Annotated in this window: 20 protein-coding genes and 2 pseudogenes; 5 read left to right on the forward strand and 17 right to left on the reverse strand. The window is 68.8% G+C overall.

The window, feature by feature from the left end; translation table 11 throughout:
* A pseudogene (locus VGB60_RS10845) lies at positions 1-216 on the forward strand (protein tyrosine phosphatase); the annotation flags it as partial.
* A 6-nt stretch (positions 217-222) separates the two neighbouring features.
* Here VGB60_RS10845 and VGB60_RS10850 read toward each other — a convergent pair.
* From VGB60_RS10850 to VGB60_RS10900, 11 genes are all read right to left on the reverse strand, one after another.
* Positions 223-453 (reverse strand): hypothetical protein, encoded by a 231-nt coding sequence (locus tag VGB60_RS10850; protein ID WP_331038275.1) that lies wholly within the window; start codon positions 451-453, stop codon positions 223-225.
* Positions 450-665: a hypothetical protein gene (locus tag VGB60_RS10855; RefSeq protein WP_331038276.1), complete on the reverse strand. Its 216-nt coding sequence runs from the start codon at positions 663-665 to the stop codon at positions 450-452. The genes VGB60_RS10850 and VGB60_RS10855 overlap by 4 nt, the downstream gene beginning before the upstream one ends.
* Before the next feature lie 63 nt (positions 666-728).
* The gene (locus VGB60_RS10860) at positions 729-989 is read right to left on the reverse strand and encodes a DUF4170 domain-containing protein (RefSeq protein ID WP_331038277.1); all 261 of its coding nucleotides are present in this window, start codon (positions 987-989) and stop codon (positions 729-731) included.
* The gene (locus VGB60_RS10865) at positions 986-1804 is read right to left on the reverse strand and encodes a 3'(2'),5'-bisphosphate nucleotidase CysQ (RefSeq protein ID WP_331038278.1); all 819 of its coding nucleotides are present in this window, start codon (positions 1802-1804) and stop codon (positions 986-988) included. The genes VGB60_RS10860 and VGB60_RS10865 overlap by 4 nt, the downstream gene beginning before the upstream one ends.
* Entirely contained in the window at positions 1801-3156 is a 1356-nt protein-coding gene (locus tag VGB60_RS10870) for a TldD/PmbA family protein (RefSeq protein ID WP_331038279.1), read from the reverse strand. The genes VGB60_RS10865 and VGB60_RS10870 overlap by 4 nt, the downstream gene beginning before the upstream one ends.
* A 40-nt stretch (positions 3157-3196) precedes the next feature.
* Positions 3197-3601 carry an MAPEG family protein gene (locus VGB60_RS10875; RefSeq protein WP_331038280.1) on the reverse strand — a complete coding sequence of 135 codons (405 nt, stop codon included), beginning with the start codon at positions 3599-3601 and terminating at the stop codon, positions 3197-3199.
* A 2-nt stretch (positions 3602-3603) separates the two neighbouring features.
* Complete coding sequence (locus tag VGB60_RS10880) at positions 3604-5439, reverse strand: M14 family metallopeptidase (protein ID WP_414644517.1); 1836 nt, start codon at positions 5437-5439, stop codon at positions 3604-3606.
* A 92-nt stretch (positions 5440-5531) separates the two neighbouring features.
* Positions 5532-5885, reverse strand: a complete 354-nt coding sequence (locus VGB60_RS10885; protein WP_331038282.1) for a hypothetical protein — start codon at positions 5883-5885, stop codon at positions 5532-5534.
* 122 nt (positions 5886-6007) lie between these two features.
* The gene (locus tag VGB60_RS10890; RefSeq protein WP_331038283.1) at positions 6008-7534 is read right to left on the reverse strand and encodes a UbiD family decarboxylase; all 1527 of its coding nucleotides are present in this window, start codon (positions 7532-7534) and stop codon (positions 6008-6010) included.
* Between the two features lie 180 nt (positions 7535-7714).
* The gene (locus VGB60_RS10895; protein WP_331038284.1) at positions 7715-8059 is read right to left on the reverse strand and encodes a chorismate mutase; all 345 of its coding nucleotides are present in this window, start codon (positions 8057-8059) and stop codon (positions 7715-7717) included.
* Positions 8031-8846, reverse strand: a complete 816-nt coding sequence (locus tag VGB60_RS10900) for a ferredoxin--NADP reductase (RefSeq protein WP_331038285.1) — start codon at positions 8844-8846, stop codon at positions 8031-8033. The genes VGB60_RS10895 and VGB60_RS10900 overlap by 29 nt, the downstream gene beginning before the upstream one ends.
* Positions 8847-8969: 123 nt before the next feature.
* Between VGB60_RS10900 and VGB60_RS10905 the strand changes: the two genes are divergently transcribed.
* The 4 genes from VGB60_RS10905 to VGB60_RS10920 all read left to right on the forward strand — a co-directional run bounded on the left by VGB60_RS10905 (position 8970) and on the right by VGB60_RS10920 (position 13631).
* Positions 8970-11225: a S9 family peptidase gene (locus VGB60_RS10905; RefSeq protein WP_331038286.1), complete on the forward strand. Its 2256-nt coding sequence runs from the start codon at positions 8970-8972 to the stop codon at positions 11223-11225.
* Between the two features lie 218 nt (positions 11226-11443).
* Complete coding sequence (locus tag VGB60_RS10910; protein WP_414644518.1) at positions 11444-12796, forward strand: amidase; 1353 nt, start codon at positions 11444-11446, stop codon at positions 12794-12796.
* Positions 12797-12858: 62 nt separating this feature from the next.
* The gene (locus VGB60_RS10915; RefSeq protein WP_331038288.1) at positions 12859-13338 is read left to right on the forward strand and encodes a low affinity iron permease family protein; all 480 of its coding nucleotides are present in this window, start codon (positions 12859-12861) and stop codon (positions 13336-13338) included.
* The gene (locus VGB60_RS10920) at positions 13335-13631 is read left to right on the forward strand and encodes a SemiSWEET transporter (protein WP_331038289.1); all 297 of its coding nucleotides are present in this window, start codon (positions 13335-13337) and stop codon (positions 13629-13631) included. Before VGB60_RS10915 ends, VGB60_RS10920 begins: the two co-directional genes overlap by 4 nt.
* On the opposite strand, the gene VGB60_RS10925 is transcribed toward VGB60_RS10920, so the two are convergent.
* From VGB60_RS10925 to VGB60_RS10950, 6 genes and pseudogenes are all read right to left on the reverse strand, one after another.
* Complete coding sequence (locus tag VGB60_RS10925) at positions 13624-14028, reverse strand: RidA family protein (RefSeq protein WP_331038290.1); 405 nt, start codon at positions 14026-14028, stop codon at positions 13624-13626. The genes VGB60_RS10920 and VGB60_RS10925 overlap by 8 nt on opposite strands.
* The gene (locus VGB60_RS10930; protein ID WP_331038291.1) at positions 14025-14447 is read right to left on the reverse strand and encodes a thioesterase family protein; all 423 of its coding nucleotides are present in this window, start codon (positions 14445-14447) and stop codon (positions 14025-14027) included. The genes VGB60_RS10925 and VGB60_RS10930 overlap by 4 nt, the downstream gene beginning before the upstream one ends.
* Positions 14444-16048: an AMP-binding protein gene (locus tag VGB60_RS10935; protein WP_331038292.1), complete on the reverse strand. Its 1605-nt coding sequence runs from the start codon at positions 16046-16048 to the stop codon at positions 14444-14446. Before VGB60_RS10935 ends, VGB60_RS10930 begins: the two co-directional genes overlap by 4 nt.
* Positions 16048-17214 (reverse strand): acyl-CoA dehydrogenase family protein, encoded by a 1167-nt coding sequence (locus tag VGB60_RS10940; RefSeq protein WP_331038293.1) that lies wholly within the window; start codon positions 17212-17214, stop codon positions 16048-16050. The genes VGB60_RS10935 and VGB60_RS10940 overlap by 1 nt, the downstream gene beginning before the upstream one ends.
* A 4-nt stretch (positions 17215-17218) precedes the next feature.
* Positions 17219-18031, reverse strand: a complete 813-nt coding sequence (locus VGB60_RS10945) for an enoyl-CoA hydratase family protein (RefSeq protein ID WP_331038294.1) — start codon at positions 18029-18031, stop codon at positions 17219-17221.
* Positions 18028-18243: pseudogene (locus VGB60_RS10950) on the reverse strand (hypothetical protein); the annotation flags it as partial. The pseudogene VGB60_RS10950 and the gene VGB60_RS10945, both read right to left, overlap by 4 nt.

Below are 18243 nucleotides of genomic sequence, written 5' to 3' on the forward strand. Positions count from 1 at the left end.
GGCCAGCTGTCGAAGAAATACCTGCACCACCGCGAGGGTCTCACGGGGGTGCTGGACTTCACGCTGGAGAAATACCTGCGGGAGGCGGAGCCGAAGGGGATCGGCTTCATCGACTGGATCGACAGCGACGCCTACGACACCAAGGCCATCCGGGCCGAGTTCAAGGCCGGATGGTGGGGAACGCTGCTGACCGAGCGGCTGTTGAAGCGGGAGTAGGCCGCGTCAGTCCCAGGGCCGGCGCGGATCGCGCGGCGGTGTCGAGGCGGGGGGCGGAGGATCCTTCCCTTCAACCCCGGCGGCGCGGCGCGTGTCCCGGTCGTCCGGGGACCGCTTGATCCAGCGCTTCCAGCCCCGCTCTCCGCGCAAGGCGCTGATCCACATCACCAGCACCAGCAGCAAGAAGACGAGCGAGGCGATCGCCTGCCCGTCGAAGGTGCGGCCGAACAGGATCACGGCCGGGTGTCGGTCGGCGCGCGCTGCGCGTCATCGAAGCCATCGGTCCGGGTCTCGGGAACAGTCGGCTCGACGCCCTCGATCGGGTCGTTCCAGGCGGTGTCGCCCTCGCGCGGCCCGGTGCGTGTCTCGGACGGCTTCTTGCGAACAGCGAAGGCGACGATGGCGACGCCGAGAATGCCCAGGGCGACTACGATCAAGGCGACGGTCATGGGGTTCTCCGGGTCAGCGTGACTGTGCAGGCAAAGTGCGCGAGCGCGGAGGTCAGTTCCCTATCAGTGCCGGCTGCCGGCTTCCATGGCGTCGCCGCGCGGGTCGATCAGTCGGTGGGCGTGCAGGATGAAGTAGCGCATGTGGGCGTTGTCGACCGTGGCCTGCGCCCGCGCCTTCCACGCCGCCCTGGCTTCCTCGTAGTTGGCGAAGGCGCCGACGAACTCCACCTTGCTCAGGTCCCGGAAGACGGGCGCGTCGAGGTGGCGCAGCTCTCCGCCGATGACGAGGTGAAGCAGCTGAGGGGCGTCGGAAGCGGTGGTCATGCGGGTGTCCGGGAGCTCTGGCGGGGCGCGAGCGGAATAGGCGCTGTGCGCCGCACGATCAACGGGTGAAGCGCCGGAGCGCTGCATACGAGGCTGTTCTGGCGCGGATCGGCCTGATTGAAGCGCCAGCCGCCGCCGTGATGGTCGGTCACCGCGCCGCCCGCCTCCTCGACGATCAGGGCTCCGGCGCAGACGTCCCAGTCCCATTTCGGCGTCAGGGCGATCGCGGCGTCGAACGCTCCGGCGGCGACCAGCGCCATGCGGTAGGCGATGGCGTTGCGCTTCTCGAAACGCATCGTCGGCCACGGCTCGGCCCACTCCGGCCCCTCCAGCAGCCGCGCGTCCGCCAACACAGAGGCGTCGTCGAGATCGGCGGTGTCGGATGCTGTGATGGTTTGTCCATTCAGCCGGGCCCCGCCGCCCAGGGTGGCGGTGAAGGTTTCACCCAGGGCCGGCGCATGGATGACTGCCGCGACAGGGCGCCCGTCCTCGACAACGGCGATGGGAATGCACCACCACGGCTTGCCCTTCATATAGGCCACGGTGCCGTCGATCGGGTCGACCACGAAGATGCGCCGGCGCGACAGGCGCAGGGCGTCGTCAGCGGTTTCCTCCGACAGCCAGCCGTGGTCGGGGCGCGCGGACAGCAGCCGCTCGCGCAGCAGACGATCCACGGCCATGTCCGCGGAGGTGACCGGCGAGCCCCCCGGCTTGGACCAAATCCTCAGGCCCTTGTCCCGCGCCTGAAGAGCAAGGGCGCCGGCTTCGAGGGCGGCGCTGCGGATCAGCTCCAGATCGGCGGCGAGACCCGTCATTTGCCCGCGATGGCGACGGCGTCGAACAGCAGGGACGGGCTGTTGAAGGAACCGCGGAACTCGAGATCCGATCCGCGCTCCATCCGGGCGTAGAGGTCGAGCAGATTGCCCGCCACGGTGACCTCGCTGACGGGCCAGGCGATCTCACCCTGCTCGAACCAGAAGCCCGAAACTCCGGCGGACCAGTCGCCGGTGTTGGCGTTCAGAGAGGGTCCGAACATTGACGTCACCAGCAGGCCGGTTCCCGCGTCGGCCATCAAACCGGCAAGGCCGCGCTCGCCAGGTTGGAGGTGCAGATTGTGGGTCGCTACCCCGGGCGGACCTGCGAGCCCTCGAGAGGCGTGGCCGGTCGAGGTGAGGCCCAGTTGGGCGGCCGCCGCGCTGTTGAGCAGCCAGGTCGTCAGCACGCCGTCTTCCACGATGGAGCGGCGCGAGACGGCGACGCCCTCGTCGTCGAAGGGCGTCGAGCCGAGACCTCGAGGCCGAAAGGGGTCGTCGATCAGATCGGCGCCCGCGGGCAGGACCTTCTGATCCATCCGGTTCTTCAGGAACGAGGTGCCGCGCGCCACCGACGGGCCGGAAATCGCCCCCAGCAGCGGCGATAGCACCTGCGCGGCGACGCGGTTCTCGAAGATGACCGACGCGGTGGTAGAGGCGATCTTGCGCGGTCCGGTGCGGGCGACGGCGCGGCGTCCCGCTTCCGCGCCGATGGAGGCGGCCGAGGGTATGTCCTCCATGTGCCGCGCCGAACGGTGCTCGCCGCCTCGTTCCATCGCGCCGTCCTTCTCGGCGATCACGCCCGCGCCCAAGGAGAAGGCCGAGCCGTGATAGGCGCCGTCGAAACCGTGCGAGGTCACCAGCCGCCAGCGACTCGATGACGCCGAGGCATGGCCGCCTTCCGACTTGGCCACGCCGGGGATGGCCAAGGCCGCGGCCTCGGCCTCGGCCGCGGCGGTCTCGAGTTCCGACGCGCCGGGTTCGGTTGCGTCGTAGAGATCGAGTTCGGGATACGGGCCCTGGGCCAGCCGGTCCTGCGCGGCCAGACCGGCAAAGGGGTCTTCGGGGGCGAGGCGAGCCATGGCGACGGCCCTCTCGACCAGCCGGTTCCGGGTCGCTTCGGACAGGTCCGACGCCGAAACGGTCGCCTGGCGCCGCCCGATGAAGACGCGCAGGCCGAGGTCGCGGCTTTCCTCGCGCTCCACATCTTCCAGGACGCCGTTGCGAACGCCGACGGACAGGGCGGCGCGCTCGGCAGACACCGCTTCGGCCGCGTCGGCCCCGGCTCTCAGCGCCGCCGCGATCAGGTCAGGCAGGATGTCGGGGGAGGCGGCGGACGGCGGACGTTCGGACATGCCCCGATATGGCGGGAGGCTCCGGGAGACGCAACCGGCGTCAGGCCAGCAGCGGACAGACGATCAGCAGCATGGCCGCCGCTGCGAGCGCGACGACCGTCAGGGCCATGCCGACCAGGCGTCCAACGCCGGGGCCCTTGCCGTGGCTCAGCCCCACGCCGTGGATCAGGCGGCCGGCGAACAGAACCCCTCCCACGGCGTGGACCGCCCAGGCTGGATAGCCGAGCAGGGCGATCAGGATGAGGGCGCCGACGCCGACCGGGATGTATTCGGCGGCGTTGCCGAAGGCGCGGGTGGCCACCGTCATCTGCTCGACGCCGCCGTCGCCGAACAGGACCCTGTGCTTCCGACGGTTCGAGATGACCCGGAAGGCCAGTGCGATCAGCAGCAGGACGAGAAGACCGTTCCAGAAGCCGGCGGCGTGCAGGGCGGTCATCTCGAGCATGGTCAGGCCTCGCGGGCCACCGGGTAGAGCCGGTAGCGGTCATCATAGAACGGAGTTCTTTCATAGAACCACGCCAATCTCGCGTCACCGTCGGCGGCGAAGGCTGGATCGGCCGCCAGTTTCGCCTCGAACTCAGCCCTGAGCGCCGGATCGGCCGCCAGCATCCGTTCAGCCAGGGGCGCGATGGCGTAGCCCTCGATGTATTCGACGCGGCTCAGGACCTCGGGGAACAGGCCCCAGGCGAAGAAACTCTCCGAAGACTGCGGCTCAAGCAACAGGACGACGATGTCGCCTAGCGGCTGATCGGTCGGCACCCGCACCGAGCCTGGAGCCCAGGTCCAGTCCCGCCGCTCGGCGGTCACGCCCGAGATGGTGACCGCCACACGGCCCTCGTTAGCGCGAGGCGCGAGCTTGGGGTCCTGCAGTCTGAGCATTTCAACCGAAGCGGTCCGCGGCTGCTCGATCGGCTCCATGCGAATGCCGTGCAGGCCCAGCCGCTCAATGATGTCAGATCGGTGGGCGGGCACCCAGTAGGCGGTCGGCCGCCGTAGGGTCAGGGTCGGGCGCGAGCCGTAGAAGGGCAGGGACCAGAGCTCGGGATCTGGCTCGCCCAGCCAGCGGATTTCCCGGCGTCCCGAGGCCGGGCTGTCGTACATCTCATAACGGATGCCCTTGAAGGCGCGCGTCGAGACCGGCGTCGGATCGGACTCGAAATTGGCCGGAATGTCCGCCGGGCGCAGCGCCTTGTCGGCCTCGATGGCCACGCGCAGCTCAGAGCCGCCGCGCGCCAGCGAACGCATCGCCTCTTCGAGGAAGACATAGGTCCCCAGCACCCGCTGCTCGTAGGGCTTGAGGCTATGGTTCTCGATAAGGATGGTCGGCACATGGGCCGCCGAGCCCCAGCCGTTGGAGAACCGCTCGCCCAGCCCGCCGTCGGACAGGCCCGCCCGCGGGTCGTCGCCGACGCCGAACACCAGCTCCCCGGGGATATGCCCGCTTCCCTCCAGCGCGGCGTTTACCGCCGGCTTGAACGCCTCGTCGAGCCATCGCGCGCTGGCCGGGGACCGGGAATACACTCCATTCTCGCCGTTGTAGCCGTAGGTGACGTCGTACTGGTAATCCATGCCGTCGGTGACATGGATGTCGACGTAGAGGTCGGGCCGGTATCGAACGATCAGGCTGCGAACCGCCCGCATCTCCGGCTGGTCCAGCTTCAGATAGTCCCGGTTCAGGTTCTGGTTGGTGGCGGTGTTGCGCCAGCCCTGGATGCGCGGCCCGCGCTGGTTGGGGCGGCTGTAGGCGCTGGCCCGCTCGTGGCCGTCGACCGACAGGATCGGGATCAGGATCAGGTTGACCCGGTCCAGCAAATCCGACTTGCCGTAAACGGCGATGTCGCGGAGCAGCATCATTCCCGCGTCCTTGCCGTCGATCTCGCCCGGATGGATGCCGGCCTGGGCGAGCAGCACCGGCTTGGACGGATCGAACGCCGCCCCATCCTTCGACGCCACCACCGCGTAGATGGGGCGCCCCTCCGGCGAGACGCCGAACTGCTCGATGCGGATCAGGTCTGAGGCGGCGTCGAGGCGATCGAACCACGCCCTGGTCGCCGCGTAATCCGGGCTGAAGTCATGCGCCGGATCGGCCTCGAAAGCCGTGACCCAGGGGTCGGACGCGTCCCGCAGCAGGGATCGGCTGGCGCCGTTCCACGCGGGCGCGGGCGGCAGAAACGGCTGATCCCACGGGGCCGCGTTGGGCACGGCTCGGTTTCCGGGGTCTTGGGACATCGCAGGGCTCGTCGACAGGGCGGCAAGGGCCGCGAACAGAAGGGCGCTTCGCATGACCCTGTCGTGGCGCGGTTGGCGCGGTCCCGCAAGACCGGCGCCCGCCGTAATGCGTATCGGAGCCGCCGAAGCGGCTCCGATACGTCGACCTAGCGCTGACGGTCGCGCTTGGCCTTCAACTGGGCGATGACGGTCTGGACCTCGCGCAGCCGGGTGGCGTGAGCCTGCAGCTGGGTCTGCTGTTCGGCGCTCAGCGCCGTCTGCCCTTCCGGCGGCGTCTCGAGCGCGGTCATCTGCTCCTCGAGCGAGGCGAGTTCAGCCTCCGCATCCCACAGCCGGTCTTCCTCGGCTTCCGTCAGGGCGGGCGGGGGCGGGCGCGACGGGCGGCGCGCCGGCGTGGCGCGACCGCGGCCGGTCAACACCTGCGCATCGGCTGCACTTGGGAAGGAGACGACGGGCGCCGCCGTCAGAAGGGCGGCGGCCAGAACGAGGGCAATCTTCATCGGGCGGGGTCCATGGAAATGATGCGAACGCCCACGTTAGATTACCAATCTGTCATTTGGGAAGTCTCTTTACGACAGATTTGAGCCGGTTCAGCCTTGCAGAAAGCTTGGCCGCGCGGCGTTCACCTCCAGATCGGCCGACCGTCGCCAGGGAGGCGGAGCCGATCCCAGAGCGCGGAAATCCGCTCCACGACCGCCTCGTCCATGCGGATTTCCTCGCCCCATTCGCGCTTGGTCTCTGGGGGCCATTTATCCGTGGCGTCGAGTCCGATCTTGGAACCGAGACCGCTCTCGGGACTGGCGAAGTCCAGATAGTCGATCGGCGTGTTCTCGATCAGGGTGATGTCCCGCGCCGGGTCCATCTTGGTCGACAGGGCCCACATCACCTGTTTCCAGTCGCGGGCGTCGATGTCGTCGTCCACGACGATGACCCATTTGGTGTACATGAACTGGCGCAGGTAGCTCCAGACGCCCAGCATCACCCGCTTGGCGTGGCCGGGGTAGGCCTTCTTCATCGACACCACGGCGATGCGGTAGCTGCAGCCCTCGGGCGGCAGCCAGAAGTCGGTGATCTCGGGGAACTGCGCCCGCAGCAGCGGGATGAAGACCTCGTTCAGCGCCTCGCCCAGCACTGACGGCTCGTCCGGCGGCCGGCCGGTGAAGGTGGTCAGATAGATGGGGTCGCGGCGCATGGTGATGGCCGAGACCTTGAAGACCGGGAATTTCTCGACCGAGTTGTAGTAGCCGGTGTGGTCGCCGTAGGGGCCCTCGTCCTCGAACTCGTCCAGCAGGACGTGGCCCTCCAGCACGATCTCGGCCTGCGCCGGGACCATCAGTGGCACCGTCTTGCAGGGTACCAGCTCGGCCTTGGCGCCGCGCAGCAGGCCGGCGAACTGATATTCCGACAGGGTGTCCGGCACCGGCGTGACCGCCGCCAGAATCGTCCCGGGATCGGCCCCCAGAACTACTGCGCAAGGCAGGGGTCCTGTCTTGCGCTTCCTGTGCCGGGCGTAGTGCTGCGCCCCGCCCCGGTGCGCCAGCCAGCGCATGATGGCCTTGTCCTTGCCCAGCACCTGCATGCGATAGATGCCCAGGTTGAAGTCGTCCTCGCGGTCATCCGAAGGGCCCTTGGTCACGACCAGCCCCCAGGTGATGAGCGGCGCCGGCTCGCCCGGCCAGCAGCCCTGCACCGGCAGCGACGTCAGATCGATCTGGTCGCCCTTAAGCACCACCTGCTGCACCGGCGCGGTCTTCACCACCTTCGGGCGCATCGACATCACTGTCTGCGCCAGCGGCAGCATTTCCATGGCGTCGCTGAAGCCGCGCGGCGGTGTCGGATTGCGGAGGAAGGCCAGCAGTTCGCCGACCTCGCGCAGTTCCCCGGCGGTGGTGCGCGCCTTCTTGTCGAGGGTAACGCCCATGGCGACCCGCTTCACCGTGCCGAAGAGGTTGGCGAGGCAGGGGATGGGGCTGATCGAGCCGTCCGGCATGACCGGTTTCTCGAACAAGACCGCCGGACCGCCATTGCGCAGCAGCCGGGTTTGGATCTCGGTCATCTCCAGATGCGTCGAGACCGGCTCGGAGACCCGCACCAGTTCGCCTTCGGCCTCCAGCATGGCCATGAAGTCGCGCAGGGATTTGTAGGCCATGGACCGCTCCGGTGGAGCCTCACCGATTAGGCGGCGCGAGGCGTCCTGTCACGCTGTCCGACGGTGCGGTCGATCGCCACGACGATCGGGCGACCGGGGCGGAGAAGATCGGCTGACCACCTGATTCAGCAGCGGCGCCCGCCCCCACGGCTTGGGGAGCCGCTCGGCTGGCGCGGACGGTCAGACGCGCGTGCGGTCCCAGACGGCGAGCTCGTGCGCGATGCAGCGGTTGATGAGGGTGCGCCAGACGGGCTCCGCGATTTCTGGCGAGAGACCTGCGGGTTCGGCCGCCGCCAGCACCTTCGCAATCACATCCTCGATGCGGGCGTCGTCGTGGACCACCGAGCGGTCCGGCTTGATGCGGGCTGCGGCGTCCATGTAGCGCTGGCGCTCCGCCAGCAGCAGCACCAGCGCGCGATCCAGCGCGTCGACGCCGGCCCTGACCTCGGCCATGGAGGCGCAGGCCTCGGGAGCGGTGCGGGGGTCGATCGGGACGCTATCCGACAAAGGCGCGCTCCAGCACATAGTCGCCGGGCTCGGCGTTCGAGCCTTCCCTCAGGCCGAAGGTCTCGAGCAGTTCGCCCGTTTCCTTGATCATGGCCATGGACCCGCACAGCATCACCCGGTCGCGGTCGGGCGAGAAGCCCTGAGGCAGGCGCAGGTCATCAAACAGCGCGCCGGACTTGATGCGGTCGGTGATCCGGCCGGGCGTCTCGAACGCCTCGCGAGTCACCGTCGGATAATAGACCAGCTGGGCCTTCGCCTCGTCGCCCACGAGGGGATCCTCGTGGATGCCGCTGGTGAAGAAGTCGCGGTAGGTTAGGTCGGCGACGTTGCGGACGGTGTGGCAGACCACGACCTGTCCGAAGCGGGCGTAGGTGTCTGGGTCACGCGCGACGCTGATCCACGGCGCCAGACCGGTGCCGGTGCCGATCAGCCACAGGCGTTCGCCCCCGGTCAGGGCGTCCAGCACGAGGGTGCCGGTCGGCTTCTTGCCCATCAGCACGCTGTCGCCCGGCTGGATCTTCTGCAGCCGCGAGGTCAGAGGGCCGTCCGGGACCTTGATCGACAGGAACTCCAGCTGCTCGTCCCAGCAGGGGCTGGCGATGGAATAGGCCCGCAGAACCGGCTTGCCGCCGTCCTCGCCGGGCAGGCCGATCATCACGAACTCGCCTGAGCGAAAGCGGAAGTCCTCGGGCCGCGCGATGGCGAAGCTGAACAGCTGATCGGTCCAGTGCTTGACCCACAGAACTTCCAGTTCGTGGAAGGCTGAGGCTTTCGCGGGCGGCGGTGAAACGGCGACGTCGGTCATTGGCGCCGTCTTTAGGGTCAGACGGGCCGGCGGGGAAGGGCGGCGGTGTCGCGGAGCGATCTCGACCGACACGTCGTCGGAATGGGGATGACGGCGAATGAAACCCCCGCTAGCGTCCGGGCCATGCGCAACAAACTTCTCGTCTCGACCCTGTTCCTGGCCGCCCTGTCTCCGTTCACCGCGGCATCGGCGCAAACAGACCCCGCGGTCCTCACGCCCGAACGCGTCTTCGCCAACCCGAGCCTGGCCGGACCGGTGGCGCGGGGCGTCACCCTGTCGCCCGACGGCGAACTGGTGGCCTTCCTGCGTTCGCGGGAGGACGACGTCGATGTGCTGGACCTGTGGGCGGCGCCGACGGGCGAGGGCGAGCCGTTCAAGCTGATCGACGCGCGGGCGCTGGTTCCTGATGCGGGCGAGCTGTCCGAGGCCGAGAAGGCCCGGCGTGAGCGGATGCGGATCAGCCAGCGCGGGGTGGTCGAATATTCCTGGGACCAGCAGGGGCGCTACATCCTCGCGCCGCTGGAAGGCGACATCTTCCTGGCCGAGCGGGCGGGCGGCGCCGTCCGCCGTCTGACGGAGACCGAGGCCGACGAGATCGACGCCAAGGTCTCGCCGAAGGGCAGCTATGTTTCGTTCGTGCGCGATCAGGATCTGGTCGTGGTCGATCTGGCCAGCGGCGCCGAGACGCCGATCACCGACGACGGCGACGGCCTGATCACCTGGGCCACCGCCGAGTTCATCGCTCAGGAGGAGATGGACCGCGACACCGGCTACTGGTGGAGCCCGGACGAACGCTTCATCGCCCTGCAGCGCACCGACGAGTCATCGGTGGACGTCATTCCCCGTCTGGACATCACTGGCGGCGGCGCCACGACCGTGCAGCAGCGCTACCCGCGCGCCGGCCGCCCGAACGCGGTGGTCGAGCTTTACGTCCGTGACCTAGTCGGCGGCGGGCGGGTCAAGGTCGACCTCGGCGAGAACACGGACATCTACCTGGCGCGGGTGAACTGGTCGGCCGACGGCCGCACCCTCTACGTCCAGCGTCAGAGCCGCGACCAGAAGCGGCTGGACCTGATGAGCGTCGATCCCGCCACCGGCGTCTCGCGGGTCATCGCCACCCAGCGATCGGACGCGTGGGTTCCGCTGACCAACGATTTCAAGGCTCTGGATAACGGCGACTTCATCTGGTCGTCGGAGGAGACCGGCTGGCGGCACCTGTATCTGCACAACCGCGAGGGCCGTCGGCTGCGCGCCATCACGCGCGGCCCGTGGCCCGTCAAGAGCCTGAACGGCGTCAACCAGCAGACCGGGGAGGTGTTCTTCACCGCCTCGATGCGCGCCGGCCGCGAACTGCCGATCGAGCAGCAGCTGTTCCGCGCTTCGCTGCGGCGTGCGATCGAACCGGTGGCGGTCACCCCCGCGGGCGGCTGGTGGAGCGCGTCTGTCAACCAGACCGGCACGGCCTTCGTCGGCAACTACTCCGACCTCGACACCCCCGCCCAGTCCGGCCTCTACCGCGCCGACGGGACCTTCGTGCGCTGGATCGAACAGAACCGGCTGGACGAGGACCACCCGATGCGGCCCTACGTGTCGCGTCGCGGCGAGGTCACATTCGGCACGTTGCCCAGCCATGGGGAGACCCTCGTCTGGCAGATGACCACGCCGCCGGGATTCGACCCGTCGAAACAGTATCCGGTCGTCATGCAGGTCTATGGCGGCCCGTCGGGCGGAGGCGTCAGGCGGTCATGGCAAGGCGCGACCAACCAGTTGCTGACCGAGGCGGGCTACATCGTCTTCCGCCTCGACAACCGTGGCGAGGGCGACCGCTCCGCGGCGTTCAAACAGGCGCTGTATCTGAAGATGGGACAGCCTGAGGTCGAGGATCAGGTCCTCGGCGCGAACTATCTGCGGTCGCTGCCCTTCGTCGACGACAGCCGGATCGCGGCCATGGGATGGAGCTACGGCGGCTTCATGACGCTGCACATGCTGACGGAGCCGAAGATGGCGCTGACCTCGGCCATTTCGGGCGCGCCGGTGACCGACTGGAGCCTGTACGACACACATTATACCGAGCGCTTCATGTCGACGCCCCAGGCGAACGCCGAGGGCTATGCGGCCTCGGACGTCGTCGATCAACTGGATCGCCTGACCGGTCGGTTGCTGCTGATGCACGGCATGGCGGACGACAACGTCATCCTCGAGAACTCCACCCGCACCATCGACGCGCTTCAGGCGTCGTCGACCCCATTCGAACTCATGCTCTACCCGGGCCAGCGTCACGGCATCCGGGGCAATGAAAGGCAGCTCCAGCAATGGCGCACGTATCTCGACTTCCTCGACCGCACGATCGGCACACGGTCGCCCGCCGCGCGGGATTGATCGGAGCCTCCCTCCTGGCGCTCGGCTCCGTGATGGTCTCGGCTCCCACAGCCGAGGCGCGGACACAAGAATCGTCGCCCGTCTGCCGCCTTCTCAGTGAGATGCCGGCGGCGGAACAGGCCGCCTTCCGGGAGCGCGCCGCCGCTTCGGGTCGCCCCCTTCGCGAAGGGGCGGAGGTCGAGGTCTGCCGTGAGCGGTTCGACAGCCCCGCAGCCTTCATGAACATGCTGCGGGAGACCGACGCGCCCTATCGGAGCGTGATCGCATGGGCTCCCCGCTTCGTGACCGGGCCGGGAGAGCTTTCCGGTCTCTCGGTCCTGGTGAAGGACAACATTGAGACCGCCGACATGCCCACCACGGCCGGATCGCTGGCGCTGATCAACAATGCGCCGGGACGAGACGCCCCGGTGGTCACGCGCCTCCGGGAGGCCGGGGCGGTCATCGTCGGCAAGGCCAATCTGTCTGAATGGGCGAACATCCGGTCGACGAACTCGATCAGCGGCTGGAGCGCGGTCGGGGGTCAGACCCGCAACCCCTACGACGCCGAGCGCACCCCCTGCGGTTCGTCGGCCGGCAGCGCCGTCGCGGTCGCGATCGGGCTGGTTCCGGTGGCCATCGGCACCGAGACGGACGGCTCGATCACCTGCCCCGCCTCGGTCAACGGCGTGGTCGGCTTCAAGCCCACCGTCGGGCTGGTCAGCCGGACCCACATCGTGCCGATCAGCCATTCGCAGGACACGGCCGGGCCGATCGCGACGACGGTCGAGGACGCGGCCATCGTGCTGACGGTGATCGCGGGCTCCGATCCCGCCGATCCAGCCACGGCCGAGGCCGACGCGCGCAAGGTCGATTATCGCGCCGCTCTCGACGCCGGCAGCCTGCGTGGCGCGCGGTTGGGGGTGATGCGGTTCATCGTCGGCAACTATTCCACGGAGGCGCAGGCGGAGTTCGAGCGGGCCCTGACCGCGCTGCGAGCGGCGGGCGCTGATATCGTCGAGATCACGGAACCGCCGGCGGACTTCCGCGCGCTTGGCGGCTGGGAAATCCAGGTGCTGATGAGCGAGCTCAAGCACGACCTGAACGCCTACCTCGCCTCTACGAACCCGACGCAGGTGCCGACGCGGACGCTGGCGGACCTCATCGCCTTCAACGAGGCCGAGCCGCGCGAGATGGAGTTGTTCGGCCAGGAACTGTTCCTGCGGGCCGAGGCGACCGGCGGACTGGAAGAGCCCGTCTATGTCGAGGCGCGGGAGCGCTCGTTTCGCGCCGCCGGGCCGGAAGGCATCGATCGGCTGATGAGCACCAACAACGTCGTCGCCCTGATCGCTCCGACCACCTCGCGCGCCTGGACCAACGACCGTGAGGACGACGACGACGGCCAGGGCTCGGCCAGCCGGCTGGCGGCCATCGCCGGCTATCCGCACCTGACGGTGCCGATGGGCTTCGACCGGGGCATGCCAATCGGGCTGAGCTTCATCGGCGGCAAGTGGGACGACGCCCGCATCCTGTCGCTGGGGCACGCCTACGAACAGAGGACGCGGGAGCGCCGGCCGCCGCCGCTGACGCAGTAGCTCAGCTCCGGAGCGCTATGTCGGCAATGCAACAAAGGGGCTGGCTTGGCGGTTACGGAACGATGGAAGCCTTCTTCGTCTCCCTCGCCAACCGCGTGGCCAGGATCGCCGGCAAGCCGTGGACCTTTCTGGCCTGTCTTGCGGTTGTCCTCATCTGGGGCCTCAGCGGGCCCATGTTCGGCTTCAGCGAGACCTGGCAACTGATCATCAACACGGGCACGACCATCGTCACCTTCCTGATGGTGTTCCTGATCCAGAACACCCAGAATCGCGACGGCGCGGCGATTCAGGCGAAACTCGATGAGCTTCTGCACGCTGTCCGATCTGCGGATGAGCGGTTCATCGGCATCGAGCATCTGACGGAGAAGCAGTTGGACAAGATCCTGTCCGACGTCGAGGCCCGTGCGGCCCGGGTCCACGGGGCCGGGGCGCTGCCTGTCGTCGCCACGCGCAAGGAAGACGACAGGGCTGAGGCGAAGAAGCAGGCCGGCCCCCGCAAACCGCTCGCCAAGGCGGCCTCACGGCGGAAACAGGCCGCATGAGCGATCTTACGGCGAACCTCGTCGGCACCGCCGCCGCCCTGTGCTCGATCACCAGCTTCGCGCCGCAGATCATCAAGATCTGGAAGGAGCGCGATGCGTCGTCAGTGTCGCTGAAGACCTATTCCCTCACAGTGACGTGCTTCGTCCTGTGGACCGCTTACGGAATCCTGACGACGGCTTGGCCGATCATCGTGGCGAACGCCTGCGCCCTGGTGATGGCGTCCGGCGTCCTCTTCATGAAGTGGCGCTTCCGGGACGGCGATCCGAAGGAGGGCGGCGGGGCCGCTACCTGATCGATCCGGTGCCGATCACGGCTGTCGTTTCGATCTCCACCCGGGCCGCGTCCTCGATCAGTCCCTTGACCTCGACGACCGCCATGGCCGGGTAGTTCGAGCCCATCAGTTCGCGCCAGGCGGCGCCGACGTCGCGCAGGCTGGCGAGGTATTCGCGCTTGTCCACGACGTACCAGGTCATGCGGACGACATGCTCGGGACCGGCGTCGGCTTCGGCGAGTACGGCCAAGGTGTTCTCCAGCGTCTGGCGGGCCTGAGCGGCGAAACCGTCTGGAAAGACCCCGTTCGCGTCCCAACCGATCTGACCGGCGACGAACACCATCCGGCCCTCGGCGGCGACCCCGTTCGCGTACCCCTTGGGCCGGGGCCAGCCTTCGGGCAGCAGGGTCCGGTTCATGGGGCGGCCTCCAGATAGGGCGCGATGCGCGCACGCAGGGCGTCCGGCCACGGCTCAGGCTTCAGGGAAACGCCGACGTAGACGATGGTCTGGGTCGCTTCGAACCGGGTAAGGCCGTCAGCGGTGATCCGATGGCGCAGGCCGCAGGAGGCGCCGCCTAGCCGGGTGACAGTCAGGGAGAAGCTCAGTTCATCCTCCAGCCGCGAAGGGGCGATGAAGCGCGCTTCGACCGCGGCCGTCGGGACGCTGGCGTGGCGCTCCAGATGCAGTTCGCGGAACGAGACCCCGAGCGGACCGGCGAACCAGTCCTCGACCACCCCGTTCAGCATCTCGAAATAGCGCGGATAGAAGACGATGCCGGCGGCGTCGCAGTCCGCGAACCGCACCCGCCGTTCGACGGTGAAGGTCAGGCCGGTCATATCGCTTCCTTCAGGCGGAAGCGCTGCAGCTTGCCAGTCTGGGTCTTGGGCAGGGTGTCGACGAACTCAAGCGCGCGGGGATATTTGTAGGGCGCGATCACGCCCTTCACGAATTTCTGCAGCTCGGCCCGGAGCTCGCCAGACGCTTCGATGCCGGGCGCCAGAACCACGAACGCCTTGCAGATCTGGCCCCGCTCCTCGTCGGGGACGCCGACGACAGCGGCCTCGGCCACGGCCGAGTGCATCAGCAGGGCGTTCTCGACCTCCGGCGCGCCGATGTTGTAGCCAGCCGAGACGATCATGTCGTCGGCCCGCGCCACGAACCAGAACCGGCCGTCGGCGTCCTGCCGATAGATGTCGCCGGTCAGGTTCCAGCCGTTGCGGACATAGTCGGCCTGCCGCGCGTCGGCGAGGTAGCGGCACCCGGTCGGGCCGCGAACGGCGAGGCGGCCCGTCGCTCCGGGCGGTTGCTGGCCGTCGTTGTCATCAAGGATGCAGGCCTCATAGCCGGGGACCGGCCTCCCCGTGGAACCGGGCCTGATGTCGTCGCCCCTGGCGGAGATGAAGATGTGGATCAGCTCGGTCGAGCCGATCCCGTCGATGATCCGGACTCCCGTCGCGGCGCGCCATGCGTCGGAGGTGGCGGCGGGCAGGGCCTCGCCGGCGGAGACGCAGGTGCGCAGCGACGACAGGTCGTGCTGACCGGCCAGTTTGAGCAGCGCGCGGTAGCCGGTCGGAGCGGTGAACAGTGCGGTGGCCTTCCGTACCTCAATCGTTTCGGCCAAGGCCTCGAAGCCCGGCCGGTCGGCGAACGCCGTGGCGGCGCCCGCCGCCGCCGGGAACACCACCAGCCCTCCGAGGCCGAAGGTGAAGGCGATCGGCGGCGTTCCGACCACGATGTCGCCCGGCGCCAGATCCAGCATGTGACGCGCGAACGTATCCGCCATGGCCAAGACGTCGCGGTGGTAGTGGACGCAGCCCTTGGGCTTGCCGGTGGTGCCGGAGGTGAAGGCGATCAGGGCGGGATCTTCAGCGGCGGTGTCGATCGCGTCGAAGCGCGACCCAGCCGGCTGGGCCTGCGCGGCGGCCTGAAGCGCCGCCGAGGTCATCACCCGGGTCAGGCACGGGACGGCGCGTTGGGCCTCTGCGACCGCCTCGGCGAGTGAGGCGTAGACAAGCGCGTGGCTGACCTGAGCCTTCTCCACCACCGTGGCCAGTTCCGCAGGCCTCAGCATCGGCATGGTGGCGACCACGACGCCGCCGGCCTTCAGGATCGCGAACCACGCCAGCACGGTCCACGAGCAGTTCGGGCCGTGCAGCAGGACGCGGGCGCCGGGGACCAGCCCCATCTGCTCGACCAGCACCCGCGCCATGCGGTCGGAGATCGCGTCCACCCGGCTCCATGAAAATTCGTGGTCATGATCGATCAGGGCGCAGCCGTCGGGACCGGCGGCGGCGACGGCGCGGCGCAGCAGTTCGGTCGCGGCGTTCAGGCGCGCGGGGTACTGCAGCTCCGGCAGGCTGAAGATCAGCTCCGGCTGCTGCTCCGGCGGCGGCAGGTTTTCGAGGACGAAGCGATCGACATGGGCGCTGGGCTCCATCAGCGGCCTCCCGCAACCGCGCCCAGAAGCTGGCGGGCGATGACGATCTTCTGCACCTCGGAGGCGCCCTCATAGATGCGCAGGGCGCGGATCTCGCGGTACAGCCGCTCGACCGGATGGCCGGAGACGACGCCGAGGCCGCCGAACAGCTGCACCGCCTGATCGATGACGACCTGCGCCTCGTCGGTGGCGTAGAGCTTGGCCATGGCGGCCTCGCGGGTGACGCGCGGCGCGCCCTGATCCTTGAGCCAGGCGGCGCGGTAGATCAGCAGGGCCGAGGCGTCGACCTTCAGGGCCATCTCGGCCAGCGAGGCCTGGACCAGCTGCAGATCGCTCATCGGCGCGCCGAACAGGCGGCGGGTCGAGGCGCGCGTGGCGGCCTCGTCCAGCGCCCGCCGCGCGAACCCGAGCGCCGCGGCCGCTACGGTCGAGCGGAACACGTCCAGGGTCGCCATGGCGATGCGGAAACCCTCGCCCGGCGCCCCGAGGATTCGGTCGCCGTCGATGCGGCAGCCGTCGAAGCGGATCGTGGCCAGCGGGTGGGGCGCCATCAGCGGAATACGCTCCACCACGTCGAAGCCCGGCGTCTCGGCGTCGACGACGAAGGCGCTGATCCCGCGCGCGCCCTCGGCACCTCCCGTGCGAGCGAAGACGGTGTAGCGGTCGGCGAGACCGCCGTTGGAGATGAAGGTCTTGGTCCCGTCGAGCACCCAGCCGTCGCCGTCGGCGCGGGCGGTGGTGGAGAGGGCCGCGACGTCCGATCCAGCCTCAGGCTCGGACAGGGCGAAGGCGGCGATGACGGCGCCCGAGGCGACATCCGGCAGCCAGCGGGTCTTCTGCTCCAGCGTGCCGAACAGGCTGATCGGGCCTGAGCCCAACCCCTGCATCGCGAAGACGAAGTCGGCGAGGCCCGAGCGGCGGGCAAGGGTCTCGCGGGTCAGGCACAGGGTGCGGACGTCCAGCTTTCCGTCGGCGTCGGGCACCGCCTTGCGCAGCCATCCGCCGTCGGCCAGCGCCTTCAGGATCGTGCGGCAGTCGCCGTCCAAGTCGTGGTCGCCGTGCAGGTCGACAGCGGCTGTTTGCTCCGCCCACGTCTCCAGATCGGCGGCGAAGGCGCGGTGGCGGTCTTCGAAGAAGGGCCAGTCGAGGAAGCTGCGATCAGCCATGGCGTCAGTTCCCCTCGAACACCGGCTCGCGCTTGGCGGCGAACGCCTCGTAGGCGCGGCGGAAGTCCTGCGTCTGCATGCACAGGGCCTGGGCCTGCGCCTCTGACTCGATGGCGGCGTCGAGGCTCATGTCCCATTCGAGGTTGAGCTGGTTCTTGGTCATGGCGTGGGCGAAGGTCGGGCCGCGAGCCAGGCCGCGCGCGAGCTCCAGCGCCGTGTCGATCAGGACCTCGCCTTCGACGACGCGATTGTGGAAGCCCCAGCGCTCGCCTTCGTCGGCCGTCATCACGCGGCCGGTGAACAGCAGCTCCGAGGCGCGCCCCTGACCGATCTGGCGGGGCAAGATGGAGCAGGCGCCCATGTCGCAGCCGGCGAGGCCTACGCGGGTGAACAGGAAGGCTGTCTTCGTGCGCGGCGTGGCGATGCGCAGGTCCGACGCCATGGCCATGATCGCCCCGGCCCCGACGCAGACGCCGTCGAGAGCGGCGATGATCGGCTGGGGGCAGCCGCGCATGGCCTTGACCAGATCGCCCGTCATCCGCGTGAAGCGCAGCAGCCCGGGGGCGGCCATCTTCGTCAGCGGGCCGATGATCTCGTGCACGTCTCCGCCGGATGAGAAGTTGCCGCCGGCGCCAGTGACGACCACCACGCGACAGTCGTCGGCGTGGATCAGGGCGCGGAACAGGTCCCGCATTTCGGCATAGGACTCGAAGGTCAGCGGATTCTTCCGCTCGGGGCGGTTCAGGGTCAGGGTCGCCACGCCCTCGTCGTCCACGGACCACAGGAAATGGACGGCCTGGTATTCGCGCGCCTTCATCCGTTCGGCTCCTGTTGGCTGGTGAGGTGCAGGGATCGCTTGGCGCGTTCCAGCAGACGGGTCAGTTCGTCGGCCTCGGCGTCGCTGAGGTCCGCGAAGACGGCGTCGATCCAGCGTTCGTGGGCGGCCGCCATGGCGGCGAAGCGCGCTCGGCCCTCCGCCGTCAGCCGGATGCGCTGAACGCGGCGGTCTGCAGTTGGAAGTGACTCGAT

Source organism: Brevundimonas sp. (assembly GCF_036399195.1).
Classification (GTDB): domain Bacteria; phylum Pseudomonadota; class Alphaproteobacteria; order Caulobacterales; family Caulobacteraceae; genus Brevundimonas.

Coding starts and splice junctions, on each gene's coding strand:
- VGB60_RS10855 (WP_331038276.1), bottom strand. CDS start 665: ATGACCGTCGCCTTGATCGTAGTCGCCCTGGGCATTCTCGGCGTCGCC.
- VGB60_RS10860 (WP_331038277.1), bottom strand. CDS start 989: ATGACCACCGCTTCCGACGCCCCTCAGCTGCTTCACCTCGTCATCGGC.
- VGB60_RS10865 (WP_331038278.1), bottom strand. CDS start 1,804: ATGACGGGTCTCGCCGCCGATCTGGAGCTGATCCGCAGCGCCGCCCTC.
- VGB60_RS10870 (WP_331038279.1), bottom strand. CDS start 3,156: ATGTCCGAACGTCCGCCGTCCGCCGCCTCCCCCGACATCCTGCCTGAC.
- VGB60_RS10875 (WP_331038280.1), bottom strand. CDS start 3,601: ATGCTCGAGATGACCGCCCTGCACGCCGCCGGCTTCTGGAACGGTCTT.
- VGB60_RS10880 (WP_414644517.1), bottom strand. CDS start 5,439: ATGCGAAGCGCCCTTCTGTTCGCGGCCCTTGCCGCCCTGTCGACGAGC.
- VGB60_RS10885 (WP_331038282.1), bottom strand. CDS start 5,885: ATGAAGATTGCCCTCGTTCTGGCCGCCGCCCTTCTGACGGCGGCGCCC.
- VGB60_RS10890 (WP_331038283.1), bottom strand. CDS start 7,534: ATGGCCTACAAATCCCTGCGCGACTTCATGGCCATGCTGGAGGCCGAA.
- VGB60_RS10895 (WP_331038284.1), bottom strand. CDS start 8,059: ATGTGCTGGAGCGCGCCTTTGTCGGATAGCGTCCCGATCGACCCCCGC.
- VGB60_RS10900 (WP_331038285.1), bottom strand. CDS start 8,846: ATGACCGACGTCGCCGTTTCACCGCCGCCCGCGAAAGCCTCAGCCTTC.
- VGB60_RS10905 (WP_331038286.1), top strand. CDS start 8,970: ATGCGCAACAAACTTCTCGTCTCGACCCTGTTCCTGGCCGCCCTGTCT.
- VGB60_RS10910 (WP_414644518.1), top strand. CDS start 11,444: ATGAACATGCTGCGGGAGACCGACGCGCCCTATCGGAGCGTGATCGCA.
- VGB60_RS10915 (WP_331038288.1), top strand. CDS start 12,859: ATGGAAGCCTTCTTCGTCTCCCTCGCCAACCGCGTGGCCAGGATCGCC.
- VGB60_RS10920 (WP_331038289.1), top strand. CDS start 13,335: ATGAGCGATCTTACGGCGAACCTCGTCGGCACCGCCGCCGCCCTGTGC.
- VGB60_RS10925 (WP_331038290.1), bottom strand. CDS start 14,028: ATGAACCGGACCCTGCTGCCCGAAGGCTGGCCCCGGCCCAAGGGGTAC.
- VGB60_RS10930 (WP_331038291.1), bottom strand. CDS start 14,447: ATGACCGGCCTGACCTTCACCGTCGAACGGCGGGTGCGGTTCGCGGAC.
- VGB60_RS10935 (WP_331038292.1), bottom strand. CDS start 16,048: ATGGAGCCCAGCGCCCATGTCGATCGCTTCGTCCTCGAAAACCTGCCG.
- VGB60_RS10940 (WP_331038293.1), bottom strand. CDS start 17,214: ATGGCTGATCGCAGCTTCCTCGACTGGCCCTTCTTCGAAGACCGCCAC.
- VGB60_RS10945 (WP_331038294.1), bottom strand. CDS start 18,031: ATGAAGGCGCGCGAATACCAGGCCGTCCATTTCCTGTGGTCCGTGGAC.